Here is a 12,613-nt window from a genome sequence, read left to right as displayed (position 1 = left end):
AACGACCGCGACGTTCCACAACTTGCGATTACCTGTCGAGCGCGGCCCACCGGAACCGGTCGTCGAACGCGAGCGCCGAGTCGTACCGGTCGGCCGGGTCGGGCGCGAGCGCCCGCGCGAGGACCGTCGCCACCGTAGAATCGAGTCGAGAGCTATCGACGCTCGCGGGCGCGCTCCCGGCCGACGGGAGCGCGCCCGCGAGCAAGTGGTGTGCGAGCGCGCCGAGTCGGTACACGTCGCCGGAGATATCGGGGCCGTCTCGGGTGTCGGAATCAGCCGACTCCGTCTCCGGCGGCGCGTAGGGGTCCGAATCGCCGCGCGCGTCGGCGAGCGCGTCCGCGAGGAACCACCCGCCGACCCGGACGGTCGGGGTTCCGTCCTGCGCTTCGAGGAAGACGTGCCGGGGTGCGAGTCGGCCGTGGACGACGCCCTCGCGGTGGGCCGCGTGGAGCGCCCGCGCGGTCGCCGACGCCGCCTCGACTCGCGCCGAGTGCCCGACCGGCCACGAGTCGGCCAGCGACCCCGCCGGGCAGTAGGGCGTCTCGAACCACGGGGAGGGGTCGCTCCCGGACGCCCGAATCGGAAGGACGCCGTCGGCGTCGAGGTCGGCCCACCGCTCGACCGCCGACTCGAACGCCGACCGGTAGCTGTCGTCGGTCAGGCGCGTCTCGGCGACCAGCGCCGGGCCGTCCGGCGTTCGAACCCGTTTCAGGTGGGTCTCGGTGACCGGCCCGCCGCCGAGGCGTTCGAGGCGACCGAATTCGATGGCGTCGTCGTCGGCAGGTCTCTCGCGAGCGAGTCGGCGATAGCCCGCGGCGAGCAGGCCCGCGCCGCCGAGCCCCGCGAGTCCGAGACCGACCGGCGAGGCGAGCGCGCGACCCACCGTCGCAATCGGCGCGCTGGCGACCGGCGACGGGCGGACGATTGCGTACAGCGACCCGTCGTACGTGCCAGCGAACGCGAGGTCGCCCGCGGTCTCGGCCCAGAGGGTTGGGTCGCCGCTGTCGAGCGCCCACCGCTCGCGGCCGGTCGCGGCGTCGAATACGCGCATTCCGGTTTCGTCGACCACGTAGGCCAGACCGTCGGTCACGGCCCCCCAGTAGGAGTGGGCTTGCTCGGTGTCGAACCGCCACCGCTCGCGGCCGGTCGCGGCGTCCCGAGCCACGAACTCACCGTCCGTGACCGTCGCGTACACCCCAGCGTCCGCGAGGAGGTTTCCGGGTTCCGCGACCGGCTCGAGACCGGTTCCGGCCGAGTCGGCCGTCCAGCGCGTCTCGCCGGTGCCGATGTCGATTGCGACCGCGGGGTCGCCCCAGACGTACACCGCGTCGTCGCCGATTACGGTGGTCGCGGGTGCCACGTTCGTGGCGTCGAGCCGCGCCGTCCAGCGTCTCGACCCGTCGGTCGCGCCGACCCCGCGGACGCGTTCGGCCGACACGCCGACGACGACGCCGTTTCGGACCGCGAGGCTTTGGAGGTCGCCCCGAATCGAGGCGCGCCAGCGCTCGTCGCCGCCGTCGCGGTCGAGCGCCGATATTCCGTCGCGTCCGCCGACGTAGATGCGCTCGCTGTCGAGGACGGGCGCAGTGACCACGTCGCCGCCCGCCACGTCTGCCGTCCACCGGGGTTCGCCGGTGTCGGGGTCGAGCGCCGACACCGCCCGACGGCCGACGCTGAACACCGCGTCGTCGGCGACGACGGTGTTCGACCTGCCGCGTTCTTGCTCGCGTCGCCACTGCTGGCTCCCGTCGGTCGCGTCGAGCGCCCGAAGCCAGTCGTTGCCGTCGAGGTAGACGACGCCGTCGGCGACTTGGGGGACTATCGGGCGGTCGTCCACCGTCCGCTCCCACAGCACGTTGCCCGAGCGCTCGTCGAGCGCGTACACCGCGTGGGTCGGGAGTTCGTTCGACCCGCGCTCGCGCCCGACCGTGAAAACCCGACCATCGGCTCTGTGGGGCGGATACACCGTCGTATTGGTCCCGGCGTCGAACGTCCAGCGAATCGCGTGGTCGGTTCGGATTCCGGGGACGCTCGCGGCGGGGGTCGTGAGCAAGCCTGACCCACCCGCCGCTCCGAGGAGGAACTGTCGCCGACTCGCTCCCCGACGGTTCATACCTTCGAAGGGGGACGCGGGCCTCTTGGCGTTTCGGGTGAGAGACGAGGTCGGTCCGCAAGAGGGATAGAACCGCACCGCAGGGCGCAAAAAAGAACGCGGCGGTCAGGTCACTTGCCGAGCGACTCGGCCATCCGCTGGGGGAAGCCCTTGAGGAGTTCGAGGATGCCCATCGGCTCCTCGTCGGCCCGGATGTACGACCGCACACGCTGGCTGAATATCTCGACCGAGATGATGAGCGTCAGGATGACGAGGATGGTCGCCATCATGTTCGTGAACTGGAACAGTCGCTGCTGGGTCGAGAGCACCTGTCCGAGACCGCCGCCGCCGATGATACCGAGCGTGACCGCGATGCGGACGTTTATCTCGAAGATGTACAGCGTCCACGCGATGAACGGCGTGTGGACCTGCGAGAGCATCCCGAACGAGATGACCTGCAGGCGATTCGCGCCGGTGGTCTCGATGGCCTCGATGGGACCGTCCTCTACCTCTTCGAGTTCGTCGGTGTAGAGACGACCGAGGTTGCCGATGGTGTCGGTCGCTATCGCCATCGTCGCGGTGAACGGCGAGACGCCGCCGAGCGGCACGTAGATGAGCGCCCACACCAGCGCCGGGATGGCGCGAATCGTGGACATGACGCCCCGGAAGATGAAGTTGAACGGGAACGGCGTCACGCGGCCCGACCCGAGCACGCCGAACAGCAGCGCGAGCGGGAAGCCGAGAATCGTTCCGGCGAAGCCCATCGCGAGGGTGATTCCGGCCTGACTGAACAGATTCCGCTCGTCGATGAAGTCCCAGTACTGCCACACGTCGAGGAACGGAATCCCGTAGACGGTCGTCTGAGGGAAGTACTGGTCGAGCGCATCGAGGAACTGGGGACCGTAGCGGATGAGTTCACCCACCGAGAACCCGACGCGAACGAGCGCCTGGAAGAACAGCGACATCACGACGACGAACAGCACCAGCGCGATGGTCACTCGAATCCGGCGCTTGCGCCGGATGTTCTGATACCGGTCGATGACCTGCTGGGAGACGTCCATCAGCCCATCACCTCGTCGGTCGAATCCGCAGTCGAACTCGCGTCCGTCGCGTCGCTCGCGTCCGCGAAGTCGTCCTCGTCGGCGGTGAGTCGGTCTACGTCCACCGTGTCGTAAATCTTGTCCACGACTTCGAGCGAGAAGTCCTCGGCGTAGCCGTCGAACACCTTCTGGCCGTCCTTCAGACCGATGAACCGCTGGCCGAACTGTCTGGCGAGGTTGACCTGGTGGAGGCTGACCACCGTCGTCAGATTTCGCTCTTGGGCCGCCGCGAGTAGATACCCCATCACCTGCTGGGAGCTACCGGGGTCGAGGCTCGCGACCGGTTCGTCGGCGAGCAGCGTGTTCGGCTCCTGAACGAGCGCACGTGCGATGCCGACCCGCTGTTGCTGGCCGCCGCTCATCTGGCGAGCGCGCTGGCGCGCCTCGTCGAGCAAGCCCACGGTTTCGAGCGCGTCGAGCGCGCGGTACTTTTCGTCCGTGTCGTTGAGTTGGAACACGCTCCGGAGAAAGCTCGTTCGCTGGAGCGACCCGGTCAGCGCGTTGGCGTACGCGCTCATCTGCCCGATGATGTTGTGTTGCTGGAAAATCATCGCGATGTCCGGATGCGGTTCGGAAATCTCGGTCTCGCCGATGGTTATCGTTCCCGCGGTCGGCTTCGTCAGCCCGTTCATGCACCGGAGAAGCGTTGATTTCCCCGAACCGGAGGCACCCAAGACGACGACGAACTCGCCCTCGGGAATCTCGAAGCTCACGTCCTCGAGCGCCTGGGTATCCCCGAATCGTTTGCTTAAATTTTCGACGCTAATATAAGTCATCAGTGGTGTTTGTGCGGTAGTCGGTAAGAATCGTTTGGATTCGGCCGGGCGATTAGGCGTCGGCGATGTCGGCGAATTCGAGACCGAGCGAATCCATCACGTTCGCGATGGGGTCGTAGTCGTCAACCGAACCCTCGACGAGTCCGGTGAACCACAGCGGTTCCTCGGCGTCGGGGTCCACGATGTCGTCCTCTTCGACTTCGAGGAGCGCGGTTTCGATGTCGTCTTTGAGCGAGTCGTCCCAGTTCGACCGGGACACGATGGGCGCACGCGGGATGGGGTCAGACTCGGCGAGGAGCTGGAGTTCCTCGTCTGCGCTGCCAGCGTTGTCGGCTTCGGCCGAAATCTCCATGAACTGGTCGGAGAACTGGTCCGCCGGAACGTGGGGCGTGGAGACGAACGCACCGGTGCCCGCGGCGTGAACGTCGTCGCGGTTCATCAGCGTCTGGAGCGCGGTGTCGTGGTCGGAGTGTTCGGCCTCGAAGTTCTCGGGGTCGCCGTCGGGGGCGCTTCCGGTTTCGAGGCCCGCCTCGCTGAGCATGTACAGCGGGAACAGGCTCCCGCTCACCGAGAGTCGGTCGCTGAGACCGATGACGTTCCCCTCGATGTCCGAAAGCTCCTCGATGTCGCTGTCGGGCGTCGTCGTGATGAGCGAGAAGTATCGCTCCGCGCCGTACGCCACGCGGATGCCGACGATGTCCATCTGGTCGGGGGCCGCGATGACGCCGCTCGGCGAGATGTCGGCGAGTTCGGCCTGCTCGTTTCGGATGGCCTCAACCGTCGCGGTGTAGCTGTCGGCCTCGGTCGCCTCGATAGTCGCGTCGGTTTCCGATTCGAGGTAATCGAACAGCGGCGCGTACTGCTCCATCATATCGACCGACCCCTCGGCCGGGTTCAGAATCATCCGGACCTCGTTATCACCGCCGCCACTGCCGGTTAGTTCGCCGATACAGCCAGCGAGGCTGGCCGTTCCTGTGACGCCCGCTGCTCTCAAGAAGGTTCTCCGGTCCGCTACCGTTCCGTCGCGGTCGAACATGGTTGGTACTATCTTTGGCGTTATTTATGATTTTCTATGTTATTAGCATAGCAGTATATAGCAATCGGGGAACACAAAACCGTGACAACGCGAGACGACGCCGACCGGCGCAGTTGCCCGGAGGGAAAGGAACTTCTCCGAGCCACTCCCACGTACGAGTATGAGTACACAGCGCGCGAGCGAGCGCGAGCGCGGCGAGGCGGCGTCGGTCGTAGTCGTGGACTACGGACTGGGGAATCTGCGGAGCGTCACGCGCGGTCTCGAACGCGCCGGGGCGAACGTCGAGGTCAGCGACGACCCCGCGACGTTCGCGTCGGCCGACGGCATCGTCCTGCCGGGCGTCGGCGCGTTCCGCGAAGGCGTCGAGAACGCCGGACCGTACCGCGAACCGCTCCTCGACGCGGCCGAGAGCGGGACGCCCGTGTTCGGCATCTGCCTCGGCATGCAGATGCTGCTCACGTCGAGCGAGGAGGCCGAGCGAACCGGCGAGGCCGACGCCCGCGGACTCGACCTGATTCCGGGCACCAACCTCCGGTTCGCCGAGGGTCAGAAGGTCCCCCACATGGGATGGAATCGACTGTCAGTGAAGCGCGACCACCCGCTCGTCGAGGGCGTCGATGGGGAGTACGCCTACTTCGTCCACTCGTACTACGCGGTGCCCGACGACGAGAACGCGACCGTGGCGACCACCGAGTACGAGGTGGAGTTCCCTGCAATCGTCGCCGACGAGACCGGGACCGTCTTCGGAACCCAGTTCCACCCCGAGAAGAGCGGCGAGACCGGCCTGCAGATTCTGCGGAACTTCGTGAGCATCTGCACCGAGTAGCGCTACTCGTAGAGCGACCGTCGCTACTCGTAGAGCAACTGCTCGACTTGCGTTCGCCGCCGGTCCACGTCGAACGACGGTTCCACGTCGGGGTCGGCCGCGAGGCGGTCGATGACGAGGAGCGGGTCCGAACCCCCGCGCTCGACCCGCTCTAGCAAGGCCGAAATCTCCGACCGGTAGAGTGCGAGCGAGTCGAGCAAGCCGACCGCGAGCGCCATCGCCGCGCCGGTCTCACCGGTCGGAAACGAGTGGCTTATCTCGGTGAAATCGGGGCGGTCGCCGGGCGCGTCGTCGGCGGGTTCGAGCGCGAGACACCGAGTGCAAATCGTCACGGCGTCGGTCTCGTCGGGGAGATACGCCCGGAGGTCGGTCGGGACGGCGAACGCGAGTCGGTCGCCGCCACACCTCGGACAGGCCATAGTCGAGACTCGGTCGCGGGGGTGAAAAGCGTGCGGAGAAAACGGCGTTGAGAAAAACCCGGATATCAGTCGGCGGTGACCGTCTCGACTTCCTCGGCGTCGGCCGCCGCGCGCTCTTCTTTCTCCTCTTCTTCCTTCTTGGCCTTGATTTTCTTGAGACGGAAAATCTCCTCGCGTTCCTGCTCTTCGAGCTTCTGCTCGATGTAGTCCTTGTTCGAGTAGAGTTCGGGCAGGAGCTTGAACTCCAGCGCGTTCACCCGGCGCTTCGTGGTCTCGATTTCGGTCAGCATCTTCTTCATCGCGGTCTCGACCTCCGCGGCGAGGATGATGCTTTCGAGGAGTTCCTCGTAGGCCTCGGCGGCCTCGTCGATGCGGGCGCTCGTCCCGAGGACGCCGTAGCCGCGCTCGTCGAGTCCCTTCCGAACCTTGCTCGACTCGATTTGAGGCACGACGACGCCCATGATGTTCTTCGACTCGGTCGTGATTTCGGGGTGTTCTTTGAGCGCGGCGGCCGCACCTCGCACCGCGACGTCGCCCTCCATCGCGCGAGCCATGTTGATGGTCTGCTGGGCGCGGTCGTAGTTGGCCTCCAGGCCAGAGCGCACGTCCTGTGCCTGGTCGAGGATGTCCATGAACTCCATGATGAGACCGTCACGCTTCTTTTCGAGCGTGTCGTGACCCCGCTCGGAGAGGTCGATGCGGTCGTCTATCTGCATCAACTCTTTCCGAGTGGGTTTAACGTCCTTCGCCATCTTGAGGGAAGGTTGTAGTTCGAGGGGGTTAACCTTTTTCAGTCGGCACGGCGCTCGGACGAGAGTTCGAACGCCGAGAGCCGCGTCGCTGGCCGTCGGGAACGCAGGGGACAAAATGTAGAACGCGGAACCGAAACGCTCAGTCCGCCGCGACTTCTTCTGCCGTCTCGGACTCGGCGTCCTCGGGGTAGTACGTCTCGATGAACTCCTCGTCGATACGGTTGAGTTCCTGCTTGGGAAGCCCGCCGAGCAGGTCCCAGCCGATGCCGAGCGTCTCCTCGATGCTTCGATTCGTCTCGGAGCCTTGGTCCACGAACTCGGTCTCGAACCGGTCCGCGAAGTCGAGGTACTTGTTGTCGAGTTCCGAGAGCGCCTCGCGACCGACGATGTTCACGAGGTCGCGCAGGTCCTCACCGCGCGCGTAGGCGGCGAACAGCTGGTTCGCGACGTCCTCGTGGTCCTCGCGGGTGAAGCCCTCGCCGATACCGTCGTCCATCAGCCGCGACAGGCTCGGGAGCACGTCGATGGGCGGCTCGATACCCTGGCTGTTGAGGTCGCGGTCGATGTAGATTTGACCCTCGGTGATGTAGCCGGTGAGGTCCGGAATCGGGTGGGTGTCGTCGTCGCCGGGCATCGTGAGGATGGGGAGCTGCGTGACCGACCCCTCGCGTCCCTCGATACGACCGGCGCGCTCGTAGAGCTGGGCGAGGTCGGTGTACATGTAACCGGGGTAGCCCCGGCGACCGGGCACCTCCTCACGCGCTGCACCGATTTCACGGAGCGCCTCGCAGTAGTTGGTCATGTCCGTGAGGATGACCAGCACGTGGTAGCCCTTCTCGAATGCGAGATACTCCGCGGTCGTCAGCGCCATCCGGGGCGTGACCGTCCGCTCGACCGCGGGGTCGTCCGCGAGGTTCATGAAGACGACCGAGCGTTCGAGCGCGCCCGTGCGCTCGAAGTCGTCCATGAACTCGTTGGCCTCCTCGGCGGTGATTCCCATCGCGCCGAAGATGACTGCGAACTCCGAACCCTCGTCGTCGTCGCCTTCTTCCTCTTCGGGAACGCTCGCCTGTCGCGCAATCTGGAGCGCGAGGTCGTTGTGCGGCAGTCCGGACCCCGAGAAGATGGGGAGCTTCTGTCCGCGAATCAGCGTGTTCATGCCGTCGATGGCCGACACGCCGGTCTGGATGAACTCCTGGGGGTACTCGCGAGCGTAGGGGTTGATTGCCGCGCCGACGATGTCGTGGCGGTCGTCGGGGACGATTTCGGGGCCGCCGTCGATGGGCTGGCCGGAACCGTCGAGGACGCGTCCGAGCAGGTCCTCGGTGACGGGCATCTTGAGCGTCTCGCCGAGGAATCGGACCGACGACTTCCGGTCGATGCCTTCGGTTCCCTCGAACACCTGAATGGCGACGAGACCGCTGCTGGATTCGAGCACCTGTCCGCGCTTGGTGTCGCCGTTGGGCGTCTCGATTTCGACGATTTCGTCGTACCCGATGGGCTCGTCTACCTCGGCGAACACCAGCGGACCGCTGATTTCGGTGATAGTCTGGTATTCTTTCATTGTTAGTATTTCTCCCGAAGCTGTTCCGCGATGGAGTCTTCGAGGTCGGAGATGTACTCCTCCCAGTCGTCCTGCACGCCCATGCGGTTGAGTCGCGGGGCGGCGTCGATGTCCTGAATCTCCTCGACCGGAACGCCGGCTTCGAGCGCGTCGAACGCCTCGTCGTTGAACGTCTCGATTGCGCCGAGCATCGCGTAGGTCTTCTCCGGGGAGCAGAAGGTGTCAACGTCGTGGAACGCGTTCTGCTGGAGCCACGACTCGCGGATGTAGCGCGCGACTTCGAGCGTCAACTGCTGGTCTTCGGGCAGGGCGTCCTTGCCGACGAGCTGGACGATTTCCTGGAGTTCGCCCTCCTCGTCGAGCACGTCCACGGCCCACTGACGCCGGTCGGGGAAGTTCTCGTCCACGTTCTCCACGTACCACGGGTCGAGCTGGTCGGTGTACAGCGAGTACGACTCGTTCCAGTTGATGGACGGGAAGTGGCGTCGTTCCGCGAGGTCGGCATCGAGCGCCCAGAACGTCTTCACGATACGCAGGGTGTTCTGGGTGACAGGCTCGGAGAAGTCGCCGCCCGGCGGGCTGACCGCGCCGATTGCGGAAACCGACCCTTCGCTCCCGTTGAGGTTGCGGAACTTTCCGGCGCGCTCGTAGAACTCCGAGAGGCGCGCGGCGAGATAGGCCGGGTAGCCCTCCTCGCCGGGCATCTCTTCGAGCCGCGAGGAAATCTCGCGCATCGCCTCGGCCCACCGCGAGGTGGAGTCGGCCATCAACGCCACGTCGTACCCCATGTCGCGGTAGTACTCCGCGATGGTGATGCCGGTGTACACGCAGGATTCGCGCGCCGCCACGGGCATGTTCGACGTGTTCGCGATGAGGCACGTCCGGCTCATCAGCGGCTTCCCGGTCATCGGGTCTTCGAGTTCCGGGAAGTCGTCGATGACTTCGGTCATCTCGTTGCCGCGCTCGCCACAGCCGACGTAGACGACGATGTCCGCGTCGGCCCACTTCGCGAGCTGGTGCTGCGTGACGGTCTTCCCGGACCCGAACGGTCCCGGAATCGCGGCCGTGCCACCCTTCGCGATGGGGAACAGGCCGTCGAGGATGCGCTGGCCGGAGACGAGCGGGGTTCGCGGCGTCTCCTTCTCCTTGGCGGGACGGGCCTCGCGGACCGGCCACTCCTGGCGCATCTGAATCTCCTCGCCGTTGTCGAGTTCGACGACCGTCTCGGTAACGGCGAAGTTGCCGCCGTCCACCGAGACGACTTCGCCGCCCTCGTAGTCCGGCGGGACCATCACTTTGTGCTCGATACTCTCGGTCTCGGGAACCGTGCCGACGATGTCGCCCGGCGCGACGTCGTCGCCTTCCTCAACCGTGGGTTCGAACTCCCACGTCTTTTCGAGGTCGATGCCCGGCGCGTCGACCCCGCGGTCGAGGAACGCGCCCATCTGGTCTTCGAGGACCGCGAGCGGGCGCTGGACGCCGTCGTAGATGGAGTCCAGCATGCCGGGACCCAGGTCAACAGACAGGGGTTCGCCCGTGTTCTCGACCGGTTCGCCCGGCGCGACGTTCGAGGTCTCCTCGTACACCTGCAGCGTCGTCAGATTCCCCTCGATTTCGATGACCTCACCCATCAGCCCTTCGTCGCCGACGTACACCACGTCGTTCATCCGGGCGTCGAGGTCAGTGGCGGTCACGACCGGTCCACTTACGCTCTCGATGACGCCGTCCTCGCGGACCGCGTCGGTTTCGGTTGCTTGGCTCATTCGTTGTCACCTTGTTCGTCTTCGTCCATAAGGTCGATTCCTATCGCGCGCTTGATTTTCTCGCGGAGTCCGCCGCTCCCCGCGCCGCCACCGATGGAGACCATGGTGGGTTCGACGCTGGTCTCGACCTCGTTTCGCACTTGGCGCGAGAGGTGGTCGAGGTCGTCGTCGTGCATCACGACGATGCCGATTTCCTCGTCGCCGAGGACGCGAGTCACCGCGTCGTCGAGCTCCTCGTCCTTCTGGTCGTCCGGGACGTTCTCGAACTTCCGGACGCCAGCGAGGCGGAACCCCGTGGTGAACTCCGGACTACCGACGACTGCGATTTCCTGGCTCATAGCATCACCAGTTCGGTCTCTATCTCGTCTTGGCTCAGTCCCGCCTCGCGGCCGCGAGCGACCGCGCGGATGTTCTCGACCTCGCGCTCCTTCGCGAGGATATACGACAGCACGGGACAAATCGATATCGGGAACACGTGCGAGAGGCGGTCGGAGTACTCCATGAGCGCCGCGTCGAGCGCGTGCTCGAACTCGATGAGGCTGTCTGCGTCTTCGAGTCGGTCGAGCGCGTCGGCGAGGTCGTCGCCGTACGTGCTGTCCCGGATGTACGTCACGAGTTCGTCGAGGCTCCCCGAGAGCTGCTGGAGTTCGGACGCGCCGAACAGGTCGCCGCCCTCGATGAAGTACTCGTCGGGGTCGATGTCCGCACCGCTTCGCGCGATGCGAAGGACGTTACGCACGTTCCTGAAATCGATTTCCGCGCGCAGGAAGTCGGCGTACAGCTGATTCGCACGGTTGTCCGTGTCGCTGACGCCGCCGATGAGTCCCTCGTAGTACGTGCGGTCGACCGCGTTCTCCATCGGAATCAGGACGCCCGTCTCCTCGTAATCGGCGAACGCCTCGGTGAGGCTGTCGCCGTACCGCGTGCCTTCGAGGAGTTCGACGGCCTCCTCGATGGACCCGGCCTCCGCGAGTCGGTCGAGGAATCGTCGGTCGAACTCGCCCGCGTAGATGAAGTCCTCCGCGATGGTCTCGCTGTCGGCTCCGGAGTACAGACCCCGGATGACCGTCTTGACGTTCCACGCGTCGAACTTCCGGAGGTACCTCGCGATGAGGGTGTAGAGCCGTCCGTCGGCCCACTGGAGAAGGTCCTCGAAGTGCTTGGCGAGGTTGCGGTTCAGCGCGTACTCGATGAGGTCCACGCCCGAGTATCGCGCGCCGAGCGCGTTGATTTCGGTCTCGTACTCGGTCTCCTCCATGTACCGAGAAATCTCGCCGGGACCCATCCGGAGGAGCTTCCGATAGTCCTCCTCGTCGAACAGCTTCGCTCGTCGCGCCTTGACGCGCGCGGTGACGTACTCGTAGTTCGACGTTCCTTCCGTCTCTTTCACACTCATTGGTCGAAGAGCCGGGTACTGATGTCCTGGAGGTGGTCGTCCCAGACGGTCTCCAGTACCGAGTCGAACGTGTTGTTCACGCGAAGCCGGGACTCGTCGCTCTCCACGACGACGCCGCCGAAGCAGTCGTACTCTCCGGCGTACTCGTAGCCGTCGTAGTCGCTCACGATGTCGGTCAACAGCTCGTCGTCGTCGGGCTTGCCGTAGACCCGAACCGTGTCGCCGTCGTCGAACTCCTCGGCGGCCGCGTCGAGGAGCGCACGCGTCAGCTCCTCGCGCTCGTCGCCGTCGAGGGTCTCGACGTACTCTTCGACCTGCTCGCGAACGTCGCTCAGCACGTCACGACGCGCTTCGAGGCGCTTCTGCTTGGCTTCCAGCTTCGCGCTGGAGAGCTTCTGCTCACGCTCTTGGGAGATTGTCTGTTCGGTCTCCCGCTCCTGCTCCGCGAGTATCTCCTCGGCGTCGCTCTCGGCCTCGGAGACGATGTCGGCGGCGCGCTCGTCGCCCTCCGAACGTATCTCCTGCGCGCGCTCGCGGGCTTCGTTTCGAATATCCTCAACTACCGTGTCCAAACTCATTGATGAAGAGGGAAAGGGGGTGGTTATCCGACGAGGAACACGACGACCAGTGCCAGGATGACGAGCGTCTCGGGCAGGACCGTCATGATGAGACCCGTACCGAAGAGGCTCTCGTCCTCGGCGATTGCGCCGATGGCGGCGCTACCGATACCGCGCTCCGCGTATCCTGCACCGAGCGCCGCGAGACCGACCGCGAGGGCCGCCATCCCGTTCTCGGTAATCGCCTGAAGCGGGGTCAGCGCTTCGAGTCCGCTCTGTGCAAACAGTACACTGACTTCGACCATCGCGAGTATAACATCGAACATAGTTTC

The 12,613-nt window shown here is 65.4% G+C and carries 13 protein-coding genes; 1 reads left to right on the top strand and 12 read right to left on the bottom strand.

Annotated elements, in window-relative coordinates; genetic code table 11:
• Positions 1 to 28: 28 nt before the first annotated feature.
• From EKH81_RS01025 to EKH81_RS01010, 4 genes are all read right to left on the bottom strand, one after another.
• Positions 29 to 2,113, bottom strand: coding sequence for an outer membrane protein assembly factor BamB family protein (locus EKH81_RS01025; RefSeq protein ID WP_132058186.1), 2,085 nt, complete (start codon positions 2,111 to 2,113; stop codon positions 29 to 31).
• Between the two features lie 110 nt (positions 2,114 to 2,223).
• Positions 2,224 to 3,156, bottom strand: a complete 933-nt coding sequence (gene phnE, locus EKH81_RS01020; RefSeq protein WP_368407694.1) for a phosphonate ABC transporter, permease protein PhnE — start codon at positions 3,154 to 3,156, stop codon at positions 2,224 to 2,226.
• Entirely contained in the window at positions 3,153 to 3,968 is an 816-nt protein-coding gene (gene phnC / locus EKH81_RS01015; RefSeq protein WP_132058188.1) for a phosphonate ABC transporter ATP-binding protein, read from the bottom strand. The genes phnE and phnC overlap by 4 nt, the downstream gene beginning before the upstream one ends.
• A gap of 52 nt (positions 3,969 to 4,020) precedes the next feature.
• On the bottom strand, positions 4,021 to 5,004 hold the full coding sequence (locus EKH81_RS01010) for a PhnD/SsuA/transferrin family substrate-binding protein (RefSeq protein ID WP_132058189.1): 984 nt from the start codon (positions 5,002 to 5,004) through the stop codon (positions 4,021 to 4,023).
• A gap of 160 nt (positions 5,005 to 5,164) precedes the next feature.
• Between EKH81_RS01010 and hisH the strand changes: the two genes are divergently transcribed.
• Entirely contained in the window at positions 5,165 to 5,830 is a 666-nt protein-coding gene (gene hisH, locus EKH81_RS01005; protein ID WP_132058190.1) for an imidazole glycerol phosphate synthase subunit HisH, read from the top strand.
• Positions 5,831 to 5,853: 23 nt separating this feature from the next.
• Here the strand turns inward: hisH and EKH81_RS01000 are convergent, their stop codons facing one another.
• The 8 genes from EKH81_RS01000 to EKH81_RS00965 all read right to left on the bottom strand — a co-directional run bounded on the left by EKH81_RS01000 (position 5,854) and on the right by EKH81_RS00965 (position 12,607).
• Positions 5,854 to 6,249, bottom strand: a complete 396-nt coding sequence (locus tag EKH81_RS01000) for a DUF6276 family protein (RefSeq protein ID WP_132058191.1) — start codon at positions 6,247 to 6,249, stop codon at positions 5,854 to 5,856.
• 65 nt (positions 6,250 to 6,314) lie between these two features.
• Positions 6,315 to 7,001, bottom strand: coding sequence for a V-type ATP synthase subunit D (locus tag EKH81_RS00995; protein ID WP_132058192.1), 687 nt, complete (start codon positions 6,999 to 7,001; stop codon positions 6,315 to 6,317).
• Between the two features lie 139 nt (positions 7,002 to 7,140).
• Complete coding sequence (locus tag EKH81_RS00990; protein ID WP_132058193.1) at positions 7,141 to 8,565, bottom strand: ATP synthase subunit B; 1,425 nt, start codon at positions 8,563 to 8,565, stop codon at positions 7,141 to 7,143.
• Positions 8,566 to 8,567: 2 nt separating this feature from the next.
• The gene (locus EKH81_RS00985; protein WP_132058194.1) at positions 8,568 to 10,328 is read right to left on the bottom strand and encodes an ATP synthase subunit A; all 1,761 of its coding nucleotides are present in this window, start codon (positions 10,326 to 10,328) and stop codon (positions 8,568 to 8,570) included.
• Positions 10,325 to 10,666: a V-type ATP synthase subunit F gene (locus tag EKH81_RS00980; RefSeq protein WP_132058195.1), complete on the bottom strand. Its 342-nt coding sequence runs from the start codon at positions 10,664 to 10,666 to the stop codon at positions 10,325 to 10,327. Before EKH81_RS00980 ends, EKH81_RS00985 begins: the two co-directional genes overlap by 4 nt.
• Positions 10,663 to 11,724, bottom strand: coding sequence for a V-type ATP synthase subunit C (locus tag EKH81_RS00975; protein ID WP_132058196.1), 1,062 nt, complete (start codon positions 11,722 to 11,724; stop codon positions 10,663 to 10,665). Before EKH81_RS00975 ends, EKH81_RS00980 begins: the two co-directional genes overlap by 4 nt.
• Positions 11,721 to 12,302: a V-type ATP synthase subunit E gene (locus EKH81_RS00970; RefSeq protein ID WP_132058197.1), complete on the bottom strand. Its 582-nt coding sequence runs from the start codon at positions 12,300 to 12,302 to the stop codon at positions 11,721 to 11,723. The genes EKH81_RS00975 and EKH81_RS00970 overlap by 4 nt, the downstream gene beginning before the upstream one ends.
• Positions 12,303 to 12,325: 23 nt before the next feature.
• Entirely contained in the window at positions 12,326 to 12,607 is a 282-nt protein-coding gene (locus EKH81_RS00965) for a F0F1 ATP synthase subunit C (RefSeq protein ID WP_132058198.1), read from the bottom strand.
• Between the last annotated feature and the right edge of the window lie 6 nt (positions 12,608 to 12,613).

This window comes from Halorussus amylolyticus (assembly GCF_004143485.2).
GTDB classification, from domain to species: domain Archaea; phylum Halobacteriota; class Halobacteria; order Halobacteriales; family Haladaptataceae; genus Halorussus; species Halorussus amylolyticus.
Note: the sequence above shows the minus strand (reverse complement) of the source record. Positions and strands in the feature narration are given on the sequence as shown.

Coding starts and splice junctions, on each gene's coding strand:
- EKH81_RS01025 (WP_132058186.1), bottom strand. CDS start 2,113: ATGAACCGTCGGGGAGCGAGTCGGCGACAGTTCCTCCTCGGAGCGGCG.
- phnC (WP_132058188.1), bottom strand. CDS start 3,968: ATGACTTATATTAGCGTCGAAAATTTAAGCAAACGATTCGGGGATACC.
- EKH81_RS01010 (WP_132058189.1), bottom strand. CDS start 5,004: ATGTTCGACCGCGACGGAACGGTAGCGGACCGGAGAACCTTCTTGAGA.
- hisH (WP_132058190.1), top strand. CDS start 5,165: ATGAGTACACAGCGCGCGAGCGAGCGCGAGCGCGGCGAGGCGGCGTCG.
- EKH81_RS01000 (WP_132058191.1), bottom strand. CDS start 6,249: ATGGCCTGTCCGAGGTGTGGCGGCGACCGACTCGCGTTCGCCGTCCCG.
- EKH81_RS00995 (WP_132058192.1), bottom strand. CDS start 7,001: ATGGCGAAGGACGTTAAACCCACTCGGAAAGAGTTGATGCAGATAGAC.
- EKH81_RS00990 (WP_132058193.1), bottom strand. CDS start 8,565: ATGAAAGAATACCAGACTATCACCGAAATCAGCGGTCCGCTGGTGTTC.
- EKH81_RS00985 (WP_132058194.1), bottom strand. CDS start 10,328: ATGAGCCAAGCAACCGAAACCGACGCGGTCCGCGAGGACGGCGTCATC.
- EKH81_RS00980 (WP_132058195.1), bottom strand. CDS start 10,666: ATGAGCCAGGAAATCGCAGTCGTCGGTAGTCCGGAGTTCACCACGGGG.
- EKH81_RS00975 (WP_132058196.1), bottom strand. CDS start 11,724: ATGAGTGTGAAAGAGACGGAAGGAACGTCGAACTACGAGTACGTCACC.
- EKH81_RS00970 (WP_132058197.1), bottom strand. CDS start 12,302: ATGAGTTTGGACACGGTAGTTGAGGATATTCGAAACGAAGCCCGCGAG.
- EKH81_RS00965 (WP_132058198.1), bottom strand. CDS start 12,607: ATGTTCGATGTTATACTCGCGATGGTCGAAGTCAGTGTACTGTTTGCA.